Source organism: Acinetobacter oleivorans DR1, from assembly GCF_000196795.1.
Classification (GTDB): domain Bacteria; phylum Pseudomonadota; class Gammaproteobacteria; order Pseudomonadales; family Moraxellaceae; genus Acinetobacter; species Acinetobacter oleivorans.
The window spans coordinates 4,086,948-4,108,224 of record NC_014259.1; the positions used below are offsets into that span (position 1 = coordinate 4,086,948).

Below are 21,277 nucleotides of genomic sequence, written 5' to 3' on the forward strand. Positions count from 1 at the left end.
AGCTATATTCGAAAGACGCTATTGTAATGAAACTAGAAAATCTTTTCGTTGTGAAATGATGAATGAACTCAACTTTTTTTCTGAACTAACAGTTGTCTAAAGTGCTGCCATTTAAAATAAGGTCCCGGATCAGTTTTTCGGCCAGGTGCAATGTCTGAATGCCCTGCTATATGTTTTTTAATTTCGGGATAAGCCTGACGAATAGCCTTAACCACATCGGTTAATACTTCGTATTGTACTTCGTCAAATGGTAAATCATCACTTCCTTCAAGCTCTATCCCAATTGAATAATCATTGCATTCTACTTTGGCTAAATAGCTCGAACGTCCTGCATGCCATGCCCGATCATTAAAATTAACAAACTGTAGGACTTCACCTGTTCGTAAAATTAACAGATGTGTAGAAACTTGCATGCCTTCAATGGTCTGGAAATAAGGATGCACTGACCAATCTAATTTATTTTGAAAAAACTGCTCAATATATCCACCTCCGAATTGAGACGGTGGCAAGCTAATATTATGAACGACGATCATTTGAATTTCGGTACCAGTCGGCCGCTGGTTAAAATTTGGAGAAGGGATTTGTCTCGCCCCTTTTAATTGTCCATCTATAACTTCATACGGTGTGATTTGCTTCATTGAGATGCCAATAAATTGCTTGCCAATTGTTTTAGTTTAAAGCAGTTATCTACTTTTCAAAGCAGTAAATGCGATTGTTTATCGCGATTAATCTCATAAAACAGCTTATTTTTAAAGTCGACGGTGCTAATATATCGCAAGTTTTAGGGTCATCTACAAAATGGAAACCGTATGAGCATACCTCAGTCTTTGCTTGAACAATCAATTCAAATCAATATTCAACAAGCATTACAAGAAGATATTGGGGACGGTGACATTACCGCGATGCTCACACCTGAAGATGAGCAGGCAACCGCGACCATTATTAGCCGTGAAGATATGGTTTTAGCTGGCCAGCCTTGGGTAAATGCACTCATCTCAGCTTATGACAATACTGTACAGGTAACTTGGTTAAAACAAGAAGGTGACCGTGTTGCCGCAAATGAAGCCTTTTTAAAACTTGCAGGCTCTGCACGTAGCTTACTTACTGTAGAGCGCCCTGCTTTAAACTTTATTCAAACTTTATCTGCTGTTGCAACAAAAACTGCTGAATATGTTCAACATCTTGAAGGTTTAAAGACAAAACTTCTCGATACGCGTAAAACCTTACCAGGCTTACGTATTGCACAGAAATATGCTGTGGCTATTGGTGGCGGACAGAACCATCGTCTCGGTTTATTTGATGCCTTCTTAATTAAAGAAAACCATATTATGGCAGCGGGCGGAATTGCTCAAGCAATTGCAAAAGCACATGAAATTGCACCGGGTAAACCTGTTGAAGTTGAAGTTGAAACTTGGGATGAGCTAAATCAAGCGCTTGAAGCTGGTGCAGACATTGTTATGCTCGACAACTTCAGCCAACAGCAAATGATTGATGCTGTAAAATATGTTGCAGGCCGTTGTAAACTCGAAGCATCAGGCAATATCACCATTGAAAACTTGCGCGAAGTTGCCACTACTGGTGTTGACTATATTTCTATGGGTGTACTGACTAAAGACGTTAGAGCTGTTGATTTATCAATGCGTTTTAATGCTTAAATAAAGTCCACATCGTTATTCGTATTTTTTTGCGACTTGGTCATGTCTGCTGCTTGTGTTTTTTGCCATGCTGACTGAGTCGCTTGTGCCCCACTATCACGTGGGTCAGCAGCCATTAAAACAAATGTAACGACTGCTAATAATACAATAAAACCTTGTAGCATAAATTTTCCCCATTACTTTAAAAAATCAGGGTTTCAAGGTAAAAGATAAATATGACGAGGCTTAGGAGATTCTGTTACAAAAGGTAAGTCTTTATTTTTATTATTCATCTATAAAGCAGAATGTGACCTTTAAAAATTTTATAGAATGGTTAAACCTAATATTTATGACAGTCACATGTGCCATCCTTTAGTTATATTTCCTAAATTTAGCTTGTGCTAGATGTCATCTACAACCTGAGCAAGACAAAGCGATTATAGCTTTGTCGAAGCGCAAGATTGTTATTAAGCCAACAGTTGTCTTTCGATACGTAATAAAGATTAATTAATCTTTATTACGTACTTTACTTTGGGCGAAACCAAAGTAACAAATTAGCTACTTCCACTGGATGAATAAACGATAAGACTCCGTCGTGATAGCTAATTTAAAATAATGATTAATCTAAGACTTCAGCTTAATCATTCATCCCTTACAGCAACTTAAGACTCTACATAACCCATATACGGATCAGAAATTGAATCTTCTTGAGTTTCAATACGTCCTGCAAAACGGCGACTGAAAGTAGCATCATCAGCTAAAGTCACAGTGAAGTCGTACCAACCTCCAAATTCAGACATATCCCAAACCAGTTCTTTTTCAGAACTATTTGTTTCTATAGTCCACGTTTTATTTGGAAGATAAGCATTTGCTTTGACTGTCAGCTTGACTGACTTATTACCATCGTGACGAACTTTTAAATACAAATTCGCATCACACTCTTCCACACATACTCTAATTTCTGGTAATGCTTGAGTTTGATTGGCTTGGAGCAAGTTACCTTTAAACGCGCGGTGGAAACCATTTGGACCGAGTACCCATAAATCGTACTGTCCATTTATAGTATTCCACACATCATCAAGCTGTTTACCCGCCTCAACCATATAGCGACGAGGGGCTACTGTAAGATCTAATCGGTTATACACATGAAAAACAGCTGCCTGCTTACCCGTATTTGAGAACATCAGCTTTACAGTCTTTTGTGCTGCATCGACTTTGGCACTGGTGTGCAAAATATAAGGTAAAGCACGCGATGGTCTAATTCCCATTTCCTGCTGAGGAAATTGCTGTTGGTTTGGAACAGAAACTTGCGGCAATAGTTCTTGAGCGATACGAATAGCATCAGCTTCAGCTTTTGTTTTTTTCCCTTCTAGTTCAGCGACAGGCAAAGTATTCGGTGTTTTAAAATCGAAAGCTGTCGTTAAATCACCACACACAGCACGGCGATATGGACTAATATTTGGCTCTTGCACACCAAAACGTTTTTCTAAGAATTGTAAAATAGAGGTATGGTCAAAGACTTGTGAATTCACCCATCCCCCTCTGCTCCACGGTGAAATCACATACATAGGAACGCGTACCCCTGGCCCATACACCCGCCCGTCTGTGGCGGGTTGAGATTTTGAAGTCGCTACTGCTGGATGGTTAAAATATTCATAAGATACTTGCTGATCACTTAGAGTCGTTTTTCCATATACGACACCTTTGATATCTTTAGACGGCGCACTTGGTGAAGGAATATGGTCAAAGAAACCATCATTCTCATCAAAATTCACCAATAAAACTGTTTGGCTCCACAACTCAGGATTTTCAGTTAATGCATTTAATACTTCCTGCATATACCAAGCGCCCTGCACAGGACTAGATGGTCCGGGGTGTTCGCTATAATTTGCAGGAGCGACTAACCAACTCACTTGCGGCAATTTACCTTGTGCAATATCAGCTTTAAAAGTTCCTAAAAAACCACCGTCTGGCATGGTATTGGCAATACCTTTATAAAGTGGTTGAGTCGCATCGATTTTTTCATCGTATGCTGGACACGTTAGCGTGTCGTTACTGACAGGCTGACCCGATTGCTCATTTGCACGGCGATACTGTTTGAAACCAGCTAACGGGTTATCGGTAAAGTTATCCGGCATGTTTTGATAAACTTTCCATGTCACCCCAGCCTGCTGTAAGCGTTCAGGATAAGTCGTCCATTCATAACCTTCTGTTGATGGTCCAATCCCATCAAATTCATTTACTACACTTGCAACACCTGCTCCTGTAGGGCCATTCGTTCCAGTCCAAATAAACTTACGATTTGGGTTAGTTCCCGCATGCATGGCGCAGTGGTAAGCATCACAAATCGTAAAAGCATTGGCTAAAGCAAACTGATATTCGACTTCCTGTTTTTTGTAGTAGCCCATCGACTGCGGTTTTTTATAAGCCACCCAGTCGCTCATGCGACCATTGTCCCAAGCTGCTTGGCCATCAGACCATGAGTGAGGAGTTCCTGAAACACGCTGAGCATTTCCTAAACGACTGTCGAGATGGTACGGCAGTACTTTATTTTTCTTGGCATCATATTGTTCCCAAACCTTTCGGCTTTCTGTCATTGGAATGGTAAAGCGGTCACCGAAACCACGTACACCTTTTAGTGTTCCGAAATAATTATCAAATGAGCGATTTTCCTGAGTCAAAATCACGATGTGTTTCACATCTTGAATAGTCCCACTTTCAACTTTGGCATCAATAGCCAGCGCTTTTTGAATACTCAATGGGAAACTCGCTAAAGCAGCTGTTCCAAACATGGTTTTTGTAGAATTTAAAAGAAATTCGCGACGATTCATTAGTTCTATCCTAAGTTCTTATTATGGTGCACAGTGCATTTTGCAATTACTGGTTGGCGGTGTTGTTGGCGATGAATTATCTGTGTCGTTATCATCGTTACAAGCACTCAGTAAAAGTGCTAAAGACGTAATTAATAGAAGTGAAAGTTTTCGCATTGGTTTTTTCCAAACGGTTTAAATGCGAACTACTAATAAAGTGAAAAAGTGACAGGCACGTGATGTTTTTATGTCGATTTGATGAAGACATAAAAAAACGCATCCGAAGATGCGTTTTTTAGAAAGCGTAAAATTACCAACCTAAAGCTTCTTGTTGCTTTTTAATGAGCTCGGCAATTCCCTTTTCAGCCATTTCTAACATGTCATTGCTTTGTGCACGAGTAAATGGTTTATCTTCAGCTGTGCCTTGAATTTCAATAAATTCGCCTGCTTGTGTCATTACTACGTTTAAGTCAGTTTGACAGTTCGAATCTTCTTCATAGCAAAGATCAAGCAATACTTCGTCTTGATACATACCTACAGAAATTGCAGCAACTAACCCTTTAAGCGGATCATGCTTAATTTTCTTTTGAGATAACAAAACATTCATCGCATCAACTAACGCTACAGCAGCGCCAGTGATTGAAGCGGTACGCGTACCACCATCAGCTTGGATTACATCACAGTCGATGGTAATTGTGTTTTCGCCAAGCTTTTTCAAATCGACCATAGCACGTAAGCTACGTCCAATTAGGCGCTGGATTTCCTGTGTCCGGCCTGACTGTTTACCACGCGCTGCTTCACGGTCACAACGTGAATGTGTTGAACGCGGTAACATGCCATATTCAGCAGTGACCCAGCCCTGTCCTTTTCCTTTTAAAAACCGTGGAACCGAATTATCGATACTTGCAGTACACAATACTTTGGTATGACCAAATTCAACCAGAACTGAACCTTCTGCGTAACGGGTATAGTTACGTGTAATTTTCACTTCACGTAACTGGTCTAATGCTCTTTGGTCAATACGCATAATGATTCCTTAAAACAATGGCACAAATATAATTGCACCGTAGTATATCTCAATTACACGTACTTTCCCTTTTACTTATTGGTAAAGAGCATCGCTTAATGACTCAAACAATGCTCTATCTTTCTTAAGCAGCTTTGCCAAACATGCCTTTCACCGCCTCAACAAAGGTCCGCTTAGTCGCCACCAAACGATCAACCACATTGTCAGGCAAAGAGTGAACAGCCAGACGTTTATACACACTCACAATTTGAGATCCAAAGGGTGCTGTATTGTACTGTTGACCGAACTCTGCACAGACTTCACGTACTTTAGGTGCCATCTCTTGATAGCGGTTAGCTGGTACATCGGGAAACAAATGATGTTCGATTTGATGACTCAAGTTACCGCTCAAGAAATGCATAATCTTACCACCAGTAAAGTTTGCTGAACCACGAATCTGACGCAAGTACCACTCTGCTTTGGTTTCATTATCAATATTGTCAGTGATAATTTCAGAGTCTTCTGTGAAATGGCCACAATAAATCACGGTCGATGCCCAGTAGTTACGGATCAAGTTAGCAAAAAAGTTACCAGCCAATACTGGCAAGAACATTGGTCCTGCAATTAGTGGGAACAGCACATAATCTTTACCAAACTGACGTACCATTTTTTTACGTAGATTTTTAGATTCTACATATACTTCTTTCCAAGTCTTGGTGCCATCAAACAACACTTTTTCCATCTCTAGACGTTGTAAAGCCAGTAGCCATTCAAAACCCGTTGACAATACAAAACCCATTGGCACGTTGAATAAAAAACGGGTTTCCCACTTTTGCTCACGGCTCATGCGCATCACACCATAACCGCTAATATCATGATCCATACCAAACACATTGGTATAGGTATGATGCTTATAGTTATGGGTATATTTCCAGTCTTCACCAGTACACACCGTATCCCAGTCATAGGTTGCACCGTTAAGCGTTGGGTCATTTAACCAGTCAAACTGACCATGCATCACATTATGACCAAGTTCCATGTTTTCAACGATTTTAGATACACCTAGCATAGCCGTACCTAACAACCATACTGGTGGAATCCAGCCACCAAACATCAACATGCCACGTGATGCAATTTCGGTGTAGCGTACAAAATTACGTACTTTATAAATATATTTTGAATCTTTTTCACCGAGATCTTTCATCACTTCAAGACGAATTTCTTCAATACGGCGACCAAAAGCTTCTGTTTGCTCTGGGGTTAAATGTACCGATTTTGATGTTGCTTTAAGTTCTACTGCCATATTCATAATGGTATCCTCAAATCTCTTTTATGTTTGTTTTTATAGATCAATAGTGACTGGGCTTAATGCCTGGTTCACACATAACTTAATTGCACGATTTGGTTGATCGTCAATTTCGCCTGTTAATATATTTTGGGTGACACCACTGACTTTGGTACACGTACATTGGTTACATACACCCATACGACAACCATGCTGTGGACGTAAGCCAGCTTGCTCTGCACTGCTTAATAGTGTTGTCGTGGCAAGAAAGTTTTGTTGCGAGCGACGAAATACGATGGGTTGTGCTTCATTAGACTGTTCGATTTGAACAGGCATGAAAAACTCTTGATGAAGTTGCGACTGGGCACTTTGCTGCGCATAAATTTCATTTGCCTGTTGCATCATGCCGTGGTGTCCACACACATACGTTGCGGTCTGTGCGTAATCAGGAACCAACTTTTGCAATAGGTCTTCAGTTAAATGCTGCTTTTGCTCGGCTGTATTAAAAAAATGATAGTGAAGCTCTGGATGCTTTTCTGCCAAAGCTTTTAATTCAGCATGAAAAATTTCTGCACGATTAAAATAAATGATATGAATCTGTTTAAGCTGCTGCTTCAAAGCTTGCTGCAAAAGTGAATAAATTGCAGTAATACCACTACCTGACGCAATTAAAATTGCAGGCTGTTGGCTTTGGTGCAAAGTAAAATCGCCTTGTGGCTGTGAAATTTCAATGCACTCTCCAACATGTAAGCGTTGAGCTGCACTAGACACCAAGCCTTGTACTTTAATACCTAAAGAGATTTCACCTTGAGAAGTTACTTCAATAATTGAATAACTACGCTGTTGGTAAACTCCATCAATAAGTAGCGTTAATAAAATACTTTGCCCAGCGCGTACCTGATCGAACTTAAAATTTCGATTCGGTTTAAGCTTAATAAGCACCATATCGGTATGTAGAGACTGAACTGCGATAACTTCTGCAAGTACGCGTTTCCAAGCCCAAGTCACGTTAATTTTCTGCAAAACAAAATCAACGAAATCTTCTCGAACCAAATGTGGCTGATAACTAAGTGTTGCGTTCATACGTTCCTCTTTTGTATCTGGCTATTTATTTGAGTGAACACATGTTCGTATAGTGAACATATGTACACTATATTTATAAGCGTTCACTCAGTCAACACTTGTTCACTATTTTTTTTATGAAAGTTTGCTCTTTTTTGTTAGACTTTGGCTCACGGTTTAAATAGGTTCTTTTAATGTCGATACGGGATGAACGAAAACAGCAAAGTCGTCAGGCACTTCTCGATGCAGCCTTGCATTTAAGTACGTCTGGGCGTTCGTTCAGTAGTATCAGTTTGCGTGAAGTTGCACGTGAAGTTGGTTTGGTACCAACAGCGTTTTATCGCCATTTTCAAGACATGGATGAACTTGGGAAAGAATTGGTTGACCAAGTCGCGCTGCATTTAAAAAGCGTTTTGCATCAACTTGGACAAAGTTATTTACAACATAAATCTGCTAAAACCCAAACCAGCATTGAGCTATTTGTGCAGGCGGTAAATCATAGCCCTAAGCAATGGCAATTTATGATTGCTGAACGTTGGGGAGGTTCCGAAACGGTTCGTGCAGCGATTGCTCGAGAAATCGAATTTCTGATTGAAGACTTAACAACAGATCTGACTAAGCTCGAAAATTTTAAACATATTCAAAACCCTCAAGATTTAAATGTCTTATCTACCATTTTGACTAATATGTCATTTACATGGGCAATGACGTGGCTCAACCTATCAAAACAATATCAAGGTGAACAGCTCAAGCTGCAACAAACTGCCTTTATTGAAAATGCTTCTACACAAGTTCGCTTACTGTTTAGAGGGATTGCAAACTGGGAACGGTAGAAGCGGCAAATGACAAAAAACAGGTTATGTGGTAATACGTAAAGAGAGAAAGAAAAAGGCTAAAAATTTCGAGAAAAGTCTTTTTCTTTTTACAGGAAGTAAATTATTAGTTAGGCCAAACTGGTGTGGGAATACCTATGAATCTTGATCGTCATACACAGTTTTTGATGCGCAAAGAAAAAATTCTAAGCGTGGCAGAAAAGTTGTTACTAGAAAACAATCAGGAAATTACTCTAGATGAGTTAGTGGCCGAGCTAGATATTGCTAAAGGCACTCTTTATAAGCATTTTAGAAGCAAAAATGAGCTTCTACTTGAGCTCATTATTCAAAATGAAAAGCAAATTTTAGAAATTTCTAAAAAATATAATACAGATTTCAAAGAGTATGCCCCTCATTACATGCTTCACCATTTGCTTACCCCTGGAAAAACCATTTTATTGCATCAACTTGAAGAAAATCTGACAATGACAGAGTCTAAGTTGAAGCATCTTTTCGAAGAGCTTTATGAAATCCGCCAACAGCGTATTTTAGCAATTAAAGATATTACAGAAAATTATTTAAAATCATTAAATTATGACATGTCGATTCGTGATTATTTGTCTTATATCTGGTCGCTGACTTACGGCGCATCATTGCTCTTAAATTCTACGTATTATCAGCGCTCTATTGGTTCTCGCCAAAAATTAATTAATTTATATATTAATCAGGCATTATCACTGCCCACTCAAACTGTTAATTTTGATGTTTTAAATTTTCAAATTGAAGATGAAAATAAGCAAAATTAATTGAAATATTTCGTGATAATTAACTAAATATAAAAATGGGCTTCATATGAAGCCCATTTTTGAAGTAAAGCCTAAACAACTTATTTTGCTTTACGTTCTTTCTCAATTAAATAATTAAGAACTTGAGTAACTTTACCATCTTCACCCTGTACAACATATTTACCATTAACGACAACCGCAGGAACACCTGTTAATTGGTACTGTTGAGCAAGTTTATTTGACTCGGCAACTTTTGCAGTCACAGCAAATGAGTTGTAAGTGCTATTAAACTTCTGTTCAGGCACGCCATAACGAGTAAAGAACTTCGCCGCAGAAGCCTGATCAAAAATTTGCTGACCATTCACCTGAATCGCATGGAACAATGGTAAATGCGTGCGTTTACGTACACCTAACGCCTCAGATGTATAATAGGTACGCGCCCCTTGCTCCCACATTTTATTCATTGCAGCTGGGGTACGTACAAAACGCACATCGTTAGGAATCTGTTTTAACCACGTTTGCATATGCGGTTCAAGTTTAAAACAGTGTGGACATCCATACCAAAAGAACTCTCGAACTTCGATTTTCCCCGGAACTTCCACTTTGCCTGGATTGGCAATCACGGTGTAGTCTTTACCAGCAACAAAATCTGCTGCCATTGCACTACCCGATACGGCCATAATTGCTGCGCTTAAACCACCCAAAACCAATTTTTTCATTGCTACAGCTTTTCCTCTAAGTTGTTATGCATTAGCTTATGCTCTAAATATAAAACAAATATGCTAAATTCGTTTTGCTTCTGTGAAGTTTTTTATTGGGTTTATCGCTTTTTTCCCAATAATCGCTACACTAACGGCGAACTATATCCAAAAAGATAACCCAAGTTTAGAGGTAGCACCATGTCGCAATTGAATGTTGATTTACAAGAAATCGCAAAGTTTGAAGCACTTGCTGCCAAATGGTGGGATCAACATTCTGAATTTCGCCCACTTCATCAAATTAATCCACTACGTTTAAACTGGATTGATGAACGTGTAGGCGGCCTTGCTGGTAAAAAAGTACTTGATGTCGGTTGTGGTGGCGGTATTTTGGCAGAGAGCATGGCACGTCGTGGAGCAGATGTACTTGGTATTGATATGGGTGAGGCACCGCTAGCTGTTGGCCGTTTGCATGCTCAGCAAGACAATGTTCAAAATATTGAATATCGCCAAATTCCTGTAGAAGAATTAGCACAAGAACAAGCCGGTCAATACGATGTGGTCACTTGCATGGAAATGATGGAACACGTTCCAGATCCAGCATCTATTGTAAGAGCTTGTCAGGCTTTGGTTAAACCGGGTGGCCATGTGTTCTTCTCAACCATTAACCGTAACCCAAAATCTTATTTATTTGCCATTATTGGCGCAGAATACGTACTACGCATGTTGCCAAAAGGTACACATGATTATCATAAATTTATTCGACCATCTGAAATGGCACATGACATTCGTAATGCAGATCTTACTCTAAAAGAAATGACAGGACTGCACTACAACCCACTGACCAAGCATTACTGGTTAGCGCCAAATGTTGACGTTAATTATATGGTTCACACGATAAATACAGGTGCATGATGAAAGCTGTTTTATTTGATTTAGACGGTACTCTTATCGATACGGCTGCCGACTTCATTCGTATTATTCAGCAAATGTGCCGTGATGAAAGACGCCCAATTGTTGATGCCGACCTCATTCGCACTCAGGTTTCTGAAGGTGCACGTGCGATGGTTAAATTGGTCTATCCAGAGCTGGATGTGGCCAATCCAATTTTCTTGGCACATCGTCAAAACTTTTTAGATATTTACGGCAATAATATTGTGGTTGATACAGACCTGTTTGAAGGTATGTATCCACTTTTAGAAGAGTTAGAAGCTCAGCAAATTCCGTGGGGTATTGTGACCAATAAACCACGCGGATTAAGTGAATCTCTTTTAGAAAAGTTAAATCTGACCGAACGCTGTGCAGTTTTGGTGTGTCCTGAAGATGTCAGTAAAACCAAGCCAGATCCAGAACCAATGTATTTGGCGGCTAAACAGTTGAATATCCCAGCAAATGAAATTATCTATGTGGGTGACCATCCACGTGATATTGATGCTGGTCGCAATGCCAATATGTATACTATTTTGGCTGCATATGGCTATTTACCAATCGAACATCGTGATGATCTCGCTGCATGGCAGGCCAACTCGATTGTAAATACGGTGACAGAATTACACCATATGTTACGTCAAAAGCTTCCTGCTCTACAGGAAAATCAGCGTATGATAAGTTAAGCTAAGAGTTTTATAGGCTTTTTTAACAGTTGTTTGTTTTATCAATATAAAAAGAAGGAGGTTTACCAATGAAATATTCAGAATACCAACCTCGTCCGGATCTACTCAAAGATCGAATTATTTTAATCACCGGTGCTGGCGATGGAATTGGGCGAGCTGCCGCTCTGACTTATGCGCTACATGGTGCAACCGTTGTACTGCATGGTAGAACCTTAAATAAACTTGAAGTTATTTATGATGAAATTGAAAGTCTGGGTGCACCGCAACCAGCAATTTTGCCATTACAACTTTCGAGTGCTTCTGACCGTGACTATGATTTTTTAGTCGATACGCTCGAAAAGCAGTTTGGGCGTCTAGACGGTATTTTGCATAATGCAGGTATTTTAGGTGAACGCGTAGAGCTCGCACATTATCCAACCGAAACTTGGGATGATGTCATGGCGGTTAACCTACGCGCGCCTTTTGCTTTAACTCAAGCATTATTACCACTTTTGCAAAAATCAGAAAATGCCTCTGTTGTATTTACCAGTTCAGGTGTAGGCCGTGAAGCACGTGCTTTATGGGGCGCATATTCTGTCTCAAAAATTGCAATTGAAGCGGTGAGCAAAATTTTTGCAGCAGAACATACTTATCCTAATATCCGTTTTAACTGCATTAATCCAGGTGCAACACGTACTGCAATGCGTGCTAAAGCCTATCCACAAGAAGATCCGAAAACACTACCTACACCAGAGTCGATCTTGCCTGCTTATCTCTATTTAATGGGTGAAGATAGCTTGGCGCTCAATGGTCAAAGTATTGATGCACAGGATTAAAAGTTAAAGATGAAAAGCTAAAGAAAATTACAGCCGATCATCAAATCTGGCTTGCCTATACCTGAAAAGATATATTCAAGCCTTTTTTATTATTGATAAAAACTCTTGATCTATCCGTAATTTTAATTGAACCATTAAATGATCTTCACAGTTTCTCTGCATTTTGCGCGTAGAGTATTCAACATGAGAGACATCAGATGTAAACGAGGATGCATCATGAAAAAGTTGTTCACAATCTTAACCCTTTCCATAGCTGTACTCACCACAAGTATGGCGAGCTTTGCTGATCCTCCTTTTGACCGAGGCCATGGCCCCAAAGGTCCTAAAGGTGGAGGACCACGCGGTGAATGGAATGATCGTGGGCCAGGATTTGGACGTGATCATGATGAAGATCGTGTCCGTGACGAGCGCCGTATGCGCGAAGAACGTGGTTTCGAACGACTTAAACAGCATCGCTGGCAGCCTGGTTATGTTATGCCACAGCACTATCGTGGCAATGGCTATAAAGTCGACTATAAAGATAGTAACTTGCCAAAACCAGACCGTAATCAGCAATGGTACAAAATCAACAATGACTATATTTTAGTCGATACTGATTCTAATAGTATTGTGAGTATTCGCGGTTTTTAAAGTGATAGAACCTCGCTATCGCTGAGCAAAAAGGATAAAGCCTTGTGGTTTTATCCTTTTTTTATTACTTATATATTTAAAAAATAAATAGATTTTTATATTCTAATATTTCGTATTTTCTTAATTTCTTCTTATTTCATCGTTAGTTTTCACATTTATTCTTCGTAGCCTCCACGATTTATCTGTAATTGTTCACTAATCTTCAGTTATTGAAATTTAATTCATCACTCGAGGTTTACAATGAAAAAATTAACAACAGCGATTGTTCTTTCACTTAGTGGTTTAGTTGCAACAACAGCAATGGCAGCACCAACCGATCATAATCATCATGGCAACTACCAAAACCATGAAGTAAAAAGCGTTAAAGTAATTAAAAAAGACGACCATCGTAATGTTTGGCGAGCAGGTCAAGTTGTACCCCGTGAATATCAACACTCACGCTATGTGATTGACTACCGTCAGCATCAAAAATTAACGAAACCGGGTCGCTACCAAAAATGGTACAAAGTGAACGGAAATTACGTGCTGGTAAATGAACAAAGCCATAAAATCATTAGAGTAGTTCACTAATTTAAAAAAAATTTAAACACCCAAACTTAGATTTGGGTGTTTTTTTATCTAAAACATGCGGCTTTAATCTTTTTTGTTTAGAATCATCTTTATATCTTTTTGCTGTTGATTCGAGATCGGTATGTCAAGCAAGTCTTTAGAAAAGTCGCATAATAACCCCCAGCATTATGTACACTGGTTTCGACATTCAGCACCCTACATTAATGCTCACCGCGATAAAACATTCGTATTGATGTTTGGTGGTGAAGCAGTCCGTCATCCTAATTTCGAACATATCATTCATGATATCGCGTTACTTCATTCTCTTGGTATTCGCTTAATTCTTGTGCACGGCGCCCGTCCGCAAATTAATCAAAATCTTAAAGAGAAAGGAATTGAAACTCCTTTTTATGACAATAGCCGTATTACCACACGCGAATCTTTAAGCTGTGTCATGAGTGCCGTAGGCTCTATTCGCCTAGAAATTGAAGCATTGCTTTCTATGGGCTTAGCAAACTCTCCCATGTACGGCGCTCGAATCGATGTCGTATCAGGTAATTTTGTGACTGCTAAACCTTATGGCATTCGTGATGGCATGGATTTCCAGCTTACAGGTGAGGTTCGTTCAATAGACACCGATGCAATTGAACGACACCTTGATAATCATAATATTGTGCTACTGGGGCCAACAGGTTATTCCACTACAGGCGAAGTCTTTAACTTGCGGGCAGAAGAAGTTGCGACCAAAACTGCAACTTATTTAAAAGCAGATAAACTCATTTTTCTTGGGGAGCAACAAGGGCTTCTGAATGAAGATGAACAAATATTACGTGAATTAAGCCCACATCAACTGGACTACTATATTCAACAATATCAAACCATTAGTCCAACACTAACCCTGCATTTGCAACAAGCAAAAAAAGCGTCTTTATCAGGTGTACACCGCGTTCATCTCATTTCATATGCCTATGATGGCGCCCTTCTCGAAGAGTTATTTACTCGAGATGGTATAGGCACCATGATTACCGATGCGCATTATGAAGAAGTTCGCACAGCCCATATTAAAGATGTGGGTGGTTTAATGAATTTATTGCGCCCCTTGGAAGAAGAAGGCATCTTGGTTTATCGTTCACGTGAACGTCTGGAGCAAGAAATCAGCCAGTTCGCTGTTATTGAACGCGACGGTATGATTCTAGCGTGTGCTGCCCTTTATCCAATTCCAACAGAGTTTAACGAAACTCGTTCTGCAGAAATTGCCTGTGTTGCAGTACATCCAAGTTATCGTAAATCAAACCGTGGTAGCCAAATTCTGCAATTTCTTGAAGAAAAAGCCAAAGAACAAGGTATTCGTCAGTTATTCGTTTTAACAACGCGTACCGCTCACTGGTTTTTGGAACATGGCTTTCACCAGGTCAGCGTTGATGAGTTACCTAATGCCCGTCAGGCGCTCTATAACTATCAAAGGAATTCTTTGGTCTTTAAGAAACTGCTTCCCTAGCCTTTGCTCTTTTTAAGATATTCTTATTTCAGATAAGCTTAGTTAAAAAAGTACAACCATAAACGCTATTAATTTATGGTTGTACTTTTTTTAAATCTCTATTTTTAATATTTTAATATTTTTTTATTTTATTTACATCAACTTACTTCTAATTTATTAAATATATTTCTATTAGATAAATCACTTTTTTGCATAAGTTTATAGCCTATTGTTTTTAGCTTTTTTTTGCATAAATAAAGACCGAATACTTATTTTTTCTGAAATAAAAATCCCTTTAGGGTATCTGCTCATCCAATTATTTTTTCTTTTTCTCTTTCGGGGAGCACGAAATCTCATGGCACTTTTCAACACCACTTCATGGGCAAAATATTCAGTCATCGCAGCCAGCCTTGCAGGAGTGATGATGTTAAGTGGTTGTGCCAAAAAAGAGGAACAGGCCACCACAACTTTAAATATTGGCTATCAAAAATATGGCATCCTTCCTATTTTAAAGGCTCGTGGTGACCTAGAAAAAGTATTAAAAGAACAAGGCGTACAAGTAAAATGGGTCGAGTTTCCTGCTGGCCCTCAATTGCTTGAAGGCTTAAATGTAGGGAGCGTTTCACTCGGTGAAGCAGGTGAAGCACCACCTATTTTTGCTCAAGCGGCCAATCCAAATTTAGTCTATGTCGCAAACCAACCTGCTGCGCCAAAAGCCGAAGCATTATTGGTACAAAAAGACTCTCCTATCCACTCTATTAAAGATTTAAAAGGCAAACGTGTAGCTCTTAATAAAGGTTCGAATGTTCATTACCTATTATTAAAAGTTCTAGAAGCCAACAACTTAAGCTTAAGTGATATTCAACCAGTTTATTTACCGCCATCAGACGCTCGTGCTGCCTTTGAAAAAGGTGCAGTAGATGCATGGGTCATTTGGGATCCGTTCTTTGCAGCAGCTGAACATCAAATTCAAGCTCGAGTTTTAGCGACTGGTGAAAATTTAGTAAGCAATCATCAGTTCTATCTAGCTGACCGTAAATTTGCAGAAAATAATCCAAAAGTTCTCAATACAGTTGTTCAAACTCTTAACCAGACAACTGAATGGGTGAGTTCACATCAGGATGAAGCTGCCAAATTACTCGAAAAACCTACAGCGCTTGAGTTTGATGTACTCAAAACTTCCATTTCACGTATGGGTTTTGGAGTTCAGCCAATCTCTGACAAGGTGGCACAAGAACAACAACAAGTAGCTGATGCCTTTTATGTGCAAAAGCTCATTCCTAACAAGCTCACCATTCAAGACGCCATTTTAAAACTGAAATAAACCCAGCTTGGGCACGGCTTAAATAATCATATAAATGCTGTGCCTGACCTCAAGGGGAACAAGGATATCAATATGCAACATCAGTCATTATTTAATACGAGTCAGTGGGCACAATTAGCTAAACGCATCAGTGCAGTCGCTGTATTAGGTTTAACAATCGCAGCGCCAGCTTGGGCAATTGATCCAACTGTAAAAGAACTTCGTATTGGTTTTCAAAAAAGCTCGATTAACTTTGCGATTGCCAAACAGCAAAAACTATTTGAACAAGAATTTCCAAATGCCAAAGTGACTTGGAATGAGTTCCCTGCTGGACCACAAATTTTAGAAGCTTTGGCTGTCGGTTCCCTTGATGTCGGAGTTACTGGGGACACTCCTCCAGTCTACGCACAAGCAGCTGGAAAGCCTTTATATTACATTGCTTATGAAGCAGCTAAACCGCTAGCATCAGCAATTTTAGTTCCTAAAAACTCGCAGCTCAAACAACTTAAAGATCTTAAAGGTAAACGTATTGCGCTGCAAAAAGGTTCGAGCTCACATTACTTACTTGTACAAGCTGTACGTAAAGCCGGCCTAAACTGGAGTGACATTACTCCGATCTGGCTTACACCTGCCGATGCTCGCGCAGCATTTCAAAAAGGTGCTGTTGATGCATGGGCCATTTGGGACCCTTACTTCGCTTCAGCACAACTAGAAGATCAAGCTCGTGTTCTTGCATCAGGTAAAGGCTTAAGCCCGAACTATACATTTTATTTAGCAGCTCCAGACTTTGTTAAACAACATCCGAAAGCTGTTTCTGGACTCATCAAACAAATCAATCAAGCTGACAAATGGGTTCAAAGCCATCAAGCAGAAACGGCAACAGCCATTGGCCAAAGCACAGGACTGAAGCCTGCGACCAGTGACTTATTTATTAAACGCCGTCCTCGTCCTTCATCAGCCGCTCCGCTGAACAGCAAAGTGATTGCTGAGCAGCAGCAACTCGCAGACATCTTTACTCAACAAGGCATCATTCCAAAACCAATCAGCATCAAACAAGCTGTTTGGATTGCCAAGTAATTTCAATAGACATATAGGTAATGCACATGAAAATTTTCTGGTTTATTCCTACCCACGGTGATAGTCGCTATTTAGGTACAAGTAAAGGCGCTCGTCAGGTTGACCATGCCTATATGAAGCAAATTGCTGTAGCGGTAGATAATTTGGGTTATGAAGGTGTACTTATTCCAACAGGTCGTTCATGTGAAGATCCTTGGATTACGGCAGCTAGCCTGATTGATGCAACTCAACACCTTAAATTTTTAGTTGCGTTACGTCCAGGGGTAACAACACCAGCCTTGGCAGCTCGCATGGCTGCAACATTTGACCGCTTGTCGAATGGTCGAGTGTTACTCAACCTAGTGACTGGTGGTGATGAGGCTGAACTCCGCGGCGATGGTTTATATGAAGATCACTCAACGCGTTATCAAACTGCCAATGAATATGTAAAAATCTGGCGTGAAATTTTGACGCGTTCACATACGGGTGAAGCTTTTACATTCCATGGTGAACGCTTACAAGTAGATGATGCAAAACTACTTTACCCACCTGTTCAAAAGCCTTATCCACCACTTTGGTTCGGCGGCTCTTCAGACGTCGCTGTCGATCTTGCAGCTGAGCAAGTCGATACTTACCTTACATGGGGTGAACCACCAGAGGCAGTTAAACAAAAAGTCGAACATGTTCGTGCCAAAGCTGAGGCTAAAGGTCGTAAATTAACTTATGGCATTCGCTTACACGTGATTGTTCGTGAGACCAACGAACAAGCTTGGGCAGCAGCGAACGAGCTTATCCAATATCTTGATGATGCAACTATTGCTGCAGCACAGAAAAAATTTGCACAAATGGACTCTGTAGGCCAACAACGTATGGCAGCTCTCCACGGCGGTAACCGAGATAAACTTGAAGTGTCTCCAAACCTTTGGGCAGGTATTGGTTTAGTCCGTGGCGGTGCTGGTACAGCACTTGTAGGTGACCCAGAAACAGTTGCTGCCCGCATTCAGGAATATGCTGATTTAGGTATCGATACTTTTATTTTCTCGGGCTATCCACATCTTGAAGAGTCGATCCGTTTTGCAGAGTTGGTCTTCCCGTTATTACCAATCGAAACTCGCGCTAAACTTGCTCAGCCCAATTTAACCGGTCCATTCGGTGAGATCATTGCCAATAACTATGTTCCAGACGAGAAGAAGCAAAATAGTTCCGTCAAGGAGCCTGCATGAGCAAAGACGAAAGTATTGTTTCACGTGGAACAAAACAAATCGGGCAGCGTTTGCTGCCTTGGATTTTCCCTATTGTTCTATTGGTTGTTTGGCAAATTGCCTCAAGCTCGGGTCTTTTAGAAAACCGTATTTTGCCTGCACCGACTGCTGTGGTTTCCGCTTTTTGGCATCTACTCGTTAGTGGAGAATTATGGCATCACGTTAAGGTAAGTGCTGGTCGCGCTTTGATTGGTCTTTTGGTTGGTGGCGGCTTAGGTCTGCTCTTAGGTTTACTTAATGGTTCCTCACGCTTCGCCTCTACCCTGCTCGATACGACTCTGCAAATGATTCGTAATATCCCAGCATTAGCACTTATTCCACTTGTAATCTTGTGGTTCGGTATTGATGAAACAGCGAAATTATTCTTGGTCGCAGTAGGTGTGTTCTTCCCGATTTATATTAATACCTATCACGGTATTCGGTCAGTTGACCCTCAATTGATCGAAATGGGTAAAAGTTACGGCCTTTCTCGCTGGCAGCTTTACAAAGAAATTATTCTGCCAGGTGCAATGCCTTCTATTTTAGTAGGTCTACGCTTTGCTTTAGGTTTGGTTTGGGTGTTGCTCATTGTCGCTGAAACCATTTCAGCTCAAGCAGGTATTGGTTATATGACCATGAATGCACGTGAGTTTTTACAAACAGATGTAGTTCTGGTCGGTATTCTTCTTTACGCCTTACTAGGCAAACTAGCCGATGTTTTAGCCCAGCTTTTAGAACGCTATTTACTACGTTGGCACTCTGGATATCAGAAATAAGGGAGCTTAGAACATGACAAATCTGAATTTAAATATTAATCAGAATGAAGTGCAGCTCATTCCGGAAGAACCAACAGAATCTCAAGAACCTGTATTAGGTGCAGAGATTCTGATTGAGCAACTTTATAAATTCTATGGCGAGGTAAAGGTCCTTGAAGATCTTGACCTACACATCCAGCCTGGTGAGTTTTTAGCAATTGTTGGTCGAAGTGGCTGTGGCAAAAGTACGTTACTACGTTTAATTGCTCAACTTGAAAAAGCCAGTTTTGGAGAAATCAAATTCAAATCTGCTAGACATTTGCGTGAAGGCATTACTAACGATGATATTCGAGTAATGTTCCAAGACCCACGCCTACTTCCTTGGAGGAATATCCTTCAAAATGTTCAACTGGGTTTACCTAAAGCCCAACATGCTTTAGCAGAAGAATTACTGGAAAAAGTGGGTTTAAAAGAAAAATCTGGACAATGGCCTTCACAACTCTCAGGTGGCCAACGTCAGCGTACAGCCTTAGCACGTGCACTGTCGCATACGCCACGCATTTTATTGCTTGATGAGCCTTTAGGTGCATTAGATGCTCTAACTCGGCTTGAGATGCAAAGCTTGATTGAGCGCTTGTGGAAAGAACAAGGTTTTACTGCCATTTTAGTCACACACGATGTAAGTGAAGCAGTGCAATTAGCTGACCGTATTATCTTATTAGATAAGGGCCAGATTGCTCAAAGTTTCCAAGTTAATCTTCCACGCCCGCGTAAAAAGAGCATTACTTTTGCACAACTTGAACAACAAGTACTCGATGCAGTTTTGGCAACTTAAGATTGCGATGAGTAATCAGAAATGCTCAACCGAAAAATGCCCAATTTACGAGCAATAAAACTGCTGTTTTATTGCTCTTTTTTAGGGCGAAATTTAAAAAATATTTTTAAGAATAACAATAAACTAGTGAATCTCTCTATTTTTTGCACAATAGTATATCTATTACGCAAATAACTAGCCGTTTTTTGATTAAAAAAGCAAGACACCTGTGCACAAATCAAACAATTTCCCTTACAATGGGAGTATTATTTTTTTAATTATGCAGCAGATGGAACAAAAAAAGAGTACCCAAAAGCGCAATCAGCTTCTTGCTGCCGCCCTTGACGTATTTTCAGTCTATGGGTTCACTGGCGCAAGTCTGGATGAAATTGCCCAACTCGCCGACATGCATAAGTCGAATATTTTCTATTACTACGAAAATAAAGAGTCTTTATACGTAGAAGTGCTCACAACCGTTTTACAAAAATGGTTGGCTCCCTTACAAACTTTAGAAGCTGAATTAGAACCAGCCGAAGCCTTATCCCACTATTTAATACAAAAAATCGAACTGTCTCGTAGCCAACCGAAAGCATCTAGATTGTTTGCATTAGAAATCATTCAAGGCGCTCCTCATATTTTACCTATACTCAAAGGACCATTAAAAAAACTATTTAAGCGCAAAGCTAAAGTCATTCAGACGTGGCAAGAAGAAGGAAAGATTTCACCAGATATCGACCCGGAATTATTAATCTTAAACATTTGGGGTCTTACGCAAAACTATGCAGATTTTGCAACCCAAATGGAAATGGTGACTGGAAAAACACTGCGTAACCGAAGCATGTTCCAACGCTCAATTGAGCATACAGTCCACCTGATGCTCTACGGCGTATTGCCTCGTTAAAACCAAAAAAAGATCGGCAAATTTGCCGATC

General features: G+C 40.1%; 23 protein-coding genes. 15 read left to right on the forward strand and 8 right to left on the reverse strand.

The window, feature by feature from the left end:
- Positions 1 to 68: 68 nt before the first annotated feature.
- Positions 69 to 638 (reverse strand): 1,6-anhydro-N-acetylmuramyl-L-alanine amidase AmpD, encoded by a 570-nt coding sequence (gene ampD, locus AOLE_RS19225; RefSeq protein WP_013199271.1) that lies wholly within the window; start codon positions 636 to 638, stop codon positions 69 to 71.
- Between the two features lie 171 nt (positions 639 to 809).
- Here ampD and nadC point away from each other — a divergent pair, with 171 nt between their 5' ends.
- Positions 810 to 1,655 carry a carboxylating nicotinate-nucleotide diphosphorylase gene (nadC, locus tag AOLE_RS19230; protein WP_013199272.1) on the forward strand — a complete coding sequence of 282 codons (846 nt, stop codon included), beginning with the start codon at positions 810 to 812 and terminating at the stop codon, positions 1,653 to 1,655.
- Here nadC and AOLE_RS20180 read toward each other — a convergent pair.
- From AOLE_RS20180 to AOLE_RS19255, 6 genes are all read right to left on the reverse strand, one after another.
- Positions 1,652 to 1,819, reverse strand: a complete 168-nt coding sequence (locus AOLE_RS20180; protein ID WP_005049256.1) for an ABZJ_00068 family colistin stress protein — start codon at positions 1,817 to 1,819, stop codon at positions 1,652 to 1,654. The two genes, nadC and AOLE_RS20180, sit on opposite strands and share 4 nt — an antisense overlap.
- Before the next feature lie 477 nt (positions 1,820 to 2,296).
- Positions 2,297 to 4,465 carry a phosphocholine-specific phospholipase C gene (locus AOLE_RS19235; protein WP_013199273.1) on the reverse strand — a complete coding sequence of 723 codons (2,169 nt, stop codon included), beginning with the start codon at positions 4,463 to 4,465 and terminating at the stop codon, positions 2,297 to 2,299.
- A gap of 21 nt (positions 4,466 to 4,486) precedes the next feature.
- The gene (locus tag AOLE_RS20830; RefSeq protein ID WP_255209843.1) at positions 4,487 to 4,621 is read right to left on the reverse strand and encodes a hypothetical protein; all 135 of its coding nucleotides are present in this window, start codon (positions 4,619 to 4,621) and stop codon (positions 4,487 to 4,489) included.
- A 133-nt stretch (positions 4,622 to 4,754) separates the two neighbouring features.
- Complete coding sequence (gene rph / locus AOLE_RS19245; protein WP_004795487.1) at positions 4,755 to 5,471, reverse strand: ribonuclease PH; 717 nt, start codon at positions 5,469 to 5,471, stop codon at positions 4,755 to 4,757.
- Between the two features lie 124 nt (positions 5,472 to 5,595).
- The gene (locus AOLE_RS19250; protein ID WP_013199275.1) at positions 5,596 to 6,759 is read right to left on the reverse strand and encodes a fatty acid desaturase family protein; all 1,164 of its coding nucleotides are present in this window, start codon (positions 6,757 to 6,759) and stop codon (positions 5,596 to 5,598) included.
- 33 nt (positions 6,760 to 6,792) lie between these two features.
- Positions 6,793 to 7,818, reverse strand: a complete 1,026-nt coding sequence (locus tag AOLE_RS19255) for a ferredoxin reductase (protein ID WP_013199276.1) — start codon at positions 7,816 to 7,818, stop codon at positions 6,793 to 6,795.
- Positions 7,819 to 7,991: 173 nt separating this feature from the next.
- Between AOLE_RS19255 and AOLE_RS19260 the strand changes: the two genes are divergently transcribed.
- Together AOLE_RS19260 and AOLE_RS19265 are read left to right on the forward strand one after the other, a co-directional pair.
- Positions 7,992 to 8,630: a TetR family transcriptional regulator gene (locus AOLE_RS19260; RefSeq protein WP_002120796.1), complete on the forward strand. Its 639-nt coding sequence runs from the start codon at positions 7,992 to 7,994 to the stop codon at positions 8,628 to 8,630.
- Positions 8,631 to 8,767: 137 nt separating this feature from the next.
- Positions 8,768 to 9,415, forward strand: a complete 648-nt coding sequence (locus AOLE_RS19265) for a TetR/AcrR family transcriptional regulator (protein WP_005308928.1) — start codon at positions 8,768 to 8,770, stop codon at positions 9,413 to 9,415.
- A gap of 80 nt (positions 9,416 to 9,495) precedes the next feature.
- Here AOLE_RS19265 and AOLE_RS19270 read toward each other — a convergent pair whose 3' ends face one another.
- Positions 9,496 to 10,113 carry a thiol:disulfide interchange protein DsbA/DsbL gene (locus tag AOLE_RS19270; protein WP_013199277.1) on the reverse strand — a complete coding sequence of 206 codons (618 nt, stop codon included), beginning with the start codon at positions 10,111 to 10,113 and terminating at the stop codon, positions 9,496 to 9,498.
- 180 nt (positions 10,114 to 10,293) lie between these two features.
- Between AOLE_RS19270 and ubiG the strand changes: the two genes are divergently transcribed.
- The 12 genes from ubiG to AOLE_RS19330 all read left to right on the forward strand — a co-directional run bounded on the left by ubiG (position 10,294) and on the right by AOLE_RS19330 (position 21,246).
- Positions 10,294 to 11,007 (forward strand): bifunctional 2-polyprenyl-6-hydroxyphenol methylase/3-demethylubiquinol 3-O-methyltransferase UbiG, encoded by a 714-nt coding sequence (gene ubiG / locus AOLE_RS19275; protein WP_013199278.1) that lies wholly within the window; start codon positions 10,294 to 10,296, stop codon positions 11,005 to 11,007.
- Positions 11,004 to 11,705 (forward strand): HAD family hydrolase, encoded by a 702-nt coding sequence (locus tag AOLE_RS19280; RefSeq protein WP_081399231.1) that lies wholly within the window; start codon positions 11,004 to 11,006, stop codon positions 11,703 to 11,705. The genes ubiG and AOLE_RS19280 overlap by 4 nt, the downstream gene beginning before the upstream one ends.
- A gap of 68 nt (positions 11,706 to 11,773) precedes the next feature.
- Entirely contained in the window at positions 11,774 to 12,520 is a 747-nt protein-coding gene (locus AOLE_RS19285) for a YciK family oxidoreductase (RefSeq protein WP_004795498.1), read from the forward strand.
- 216 nt (positions 12,521 to 12,736) lie between these two features.
- A complete protein-coding gene (locus AOLE_RS19290) occupies positions 12,737 to 13,150 on the forward strand; it encodes an RcnB family protein (RefSeq protein WP_004795500.1) in 414 nt (137 codons plus the stop codon).
- A gap of 240 nt (positions 13,151 to 13,390) precedes the next feature.
- The gene (locus tag AOLE_RS19295) at positions 13,391 to 13,720 is read left to right on the forward strand and encodes an RcnB family protein (protein WP_013199280.1); all 330 of its coding nucleotides are present in this window, start codon (positions 13,391 to 13,393) and stop codon (positions 13,718 to 13,720) included.
- A gap of 121 nt (positions 13,721 to 13,841) precedes the next feature.
- Positions 13,842 to 15,197: an amino-acid N-acetyltransferase gene (gene argA, locus AOLE_RS19300; protein ID WP_013199281.1), complete on the forward strand. Its 1,356-nt coding sequence runs from the start codon at positions 13,842 to 13,844 to the stop codon at positions 15,195 to 15,197.
- A gap of 334 nt (positions 15,198 to 15,531) precedes the next feature.
- Positions 15,532 to 16,500, forward strand: a complete 969-nt coding sequence (locus AOLE_RS19305) for a sulfonate ABC transporter substrate-binding protein (RefSeq protein WP_013199282.1) — start codon at positions 15,532 to 15,534, stop codon at positions 16,498 to 16,500.
- Positions 16,501 to 16,572: 72 nt separating this feature from the next.
- Complete coding sequence (locus AOLE_RS19310) at positions 16,573 to 17,556, forward strand: sulfonate ABC transporter substrate-binding protein (RefSeq protein ID WP_013199283.1); 984 nt, start codon at positions 16,573 to 16,575, stop codon at positions 17,554 to 17,556.
- 26 nt (positions 17,557 to 17,582) lie between these two features.
- Positions 17,583 to 18,758: an FMNH2-dependent alkanesulfonate monooxygenase gene (gene ssuD, locus AOLE_RS19315; RefSeq protein ID WP_005308909.1), complete on the forward strand. Its 1,176-nt coding sequence runs from the start codon at positions 17,583 to 17,585 to the stop codon at positions 18,756 to 18,758.
- The gene (ssuC, locus tag AOLE_RS19320; protein ID WP_005308906.1) at positions 18,755 to 19,552 is read left to right on the forward strand and encodes an aliphatic sulfonate ABC transporter permease SsuC; all 798 of its coding nucleotides are present in this window, start codon (positions 18,755 to 18,757) and stop codon (positions 19,550 to 19,552) included. The genes ssuD and ssuC overlap by 4 nt, the downstream gene beginning before the upstream one ends.
- 13 nt (positions 19,553 to 19,565) lie before the next feature.
- A complete protein-coding gene (locus AOLE_RS19325) occupies positions 19,566 to 20,366 on the forward strand; it encodes an ABC transporter ATP-binding protein (RefSeq protein WP_005308903.1) in 801 nt (266 codons plus the stop codon).
- A gap of 259 nt (positions 20,367 to 20,625) precedes the next feature.
- Positions 20,626 to 21,246, forward strand: coding sequence for a TetR family transcriptional regulator C-terminal domain-containing protein (locus AOLE_RS19330; protein ID WP_013199284.1), 621 nt, complete (start codon positions 20,626 to 20,628; stop codon positions 21,244 to 21,246).
- The last annotated feature ends 31 nt before the right edge of the window (positions 21,247 to 21,277 follow it).

Bases quoted from the DNA above. Each gene is read 5' to 3' on its own strand.
- nadC (WP_013199272.1), top strand. From the start codon at position 810: ATGAGCATACCTCAGTCTTTGCTTGAACAATCAATTCAAATCAATATT.
- AOLE_RS19255 (WP_013199276.1), bottom strand. From the start codon at position 7,818: ATGAACGCAACACTTAGTTATCAGCCACATTTGGTTCGAGAAGATTTC.
- ubiG (WP_013199278.1), top strand. From the start codon at position 10,294: ATGTCGCAATTGAATGTTGATTTACAAGAAATCGCAAAGTTTGAAGCA.
- ssuC (WP_005308906.1), top strand. From the start codon at position 18,755: ATGAGCAAAGACGAAAGTATTGTTTCACGTGGAACAAAACAAATCGGG.
- AOLE_RS19280 (WP_081399231.1), top strand. From the start codon at position 11,004: ATGATGAAAGCTGTTTTATTTGATTTAGACGGTACTCTTATCGATACG.
- AOLE_RS19285 (WP_004795498.1), top strand. From the start codon at position 11,774: ATGAAATATTCAGAATACCAACCTCGTCCGGATCTACTCAAAGATCGA.
- AOLE_RS19250 (WP_013199275.1), bottom strand. From the start codon at position 6,759: ATGAATATGGCAGTAGAACTTAAAGCAACATCAAAATCGGTACATTTA.
- AOLE_RS19305 (WP_013199282.1), top strand. From the start codon at position 15,532: ATGGCACTTTTCAACACCACTTCATGGGCAAAATATTCAGTCATCGCA.
- AOLE_RS20830 (WP_255209843.1), bottom strand. From the start codon at position 4,621: ATGCGAAAACTTTCACTTCTATTAATTACGTCTTTAGCACTTTTACTG.
- AOLE_RS19330 (WP_013199284.1), top strand. From the start codon at position 20,626: ATGCAGCAGATGGAACAAAAAAAGAGTACCCAAAAGCGCAATCAGCTT.
- rph (WP_004795487.1), bottom strand. From the start codon at position 5,471: ATGCGTATTGACCAAAGAGCATTAGACCAGTTACGTGAAGTGAAAATT.
- AOLE_RS19310 (WP_013199283.1), top strand. From the start codon at position 16,573: ATGCAACATCAGTCATTATTTAATACGAGTCAGTGGGCACAATTAGCT.
- argA (WP_013199281.1), top strand. From the start codon at position 13,842: ATGTCAAGCAAGTCTTTAGAAAAGTCGCATAATAACCCCCAGCATTAT.
- ampD (WP_013199271.1), bottom strand. From the start codon at position 638: ATGAAGCAAATCACACCGTATGAAGTTATAGATGGACAATTAAAAGGG.
- AOLE_RS19260 (WP_002120796.1), top strand. From the start codon at position 7,992: ATGTCGATACGGGATGAACGAAAACAGCAAAGTCGTCAGGCACTTCTC.
- AOLE_RS20180 (WP_005049256.1), bottom strand. From the start codon at position 1,819: ATGCTACAAGGTTTTATTGTATTATTAGCAGTCGTTACATTTGTTTTA.
- AOLE_RS19265 (WP_005308928.1), top strand. From the start codon at position 8,768: ATGAATCTTGATCGTCATACACAGTTTTTGATGCGCAAAGAAAAAATT.
- AOLE_RS19295 (WP_013199280.1), top strand. From the start codon at position 13,391: ATGAAAAAATTAACAACAGCGATTGTTCTTTCACTTAGTGGTTTAGTT.
- AOLE_RS19325 (WP_005308903.1), top strand. From the start codon at position 19,566: ATGACAAATCTGAATTTAAATATTAATCAGAATGAAGTGCAGCTCATT.
- AOLE_RS19270 (WP_013199277.1), bottom strand. From the start codon at position 10,113: ATGAAAAAATTGGTTTTGGGTGGTTTAAGCGCAGCAATTATGGCCGTA.
- AOLE_RS19235 (WP_013199273.1), bottom strand. From the start codon at position 4,465: ATGAATCGTCGCGAATTTCTTTTAAATTCTACAAAAACCATGTTTGGA.
- AOLE_RS19290 (WP_004795500.1), top strand. From the start codon at position 12,737: ATGAAAAAGTTGTTCACAATCTTAACCCTTTCCATAGCTGTACTCACC.
- ssuD (WP_005308909.1), top strand. From the start codon at position 17,583: ATGAAAATTTTCTGGTTTATTCCTACCCACGGTGATAGTCGCTATTTA.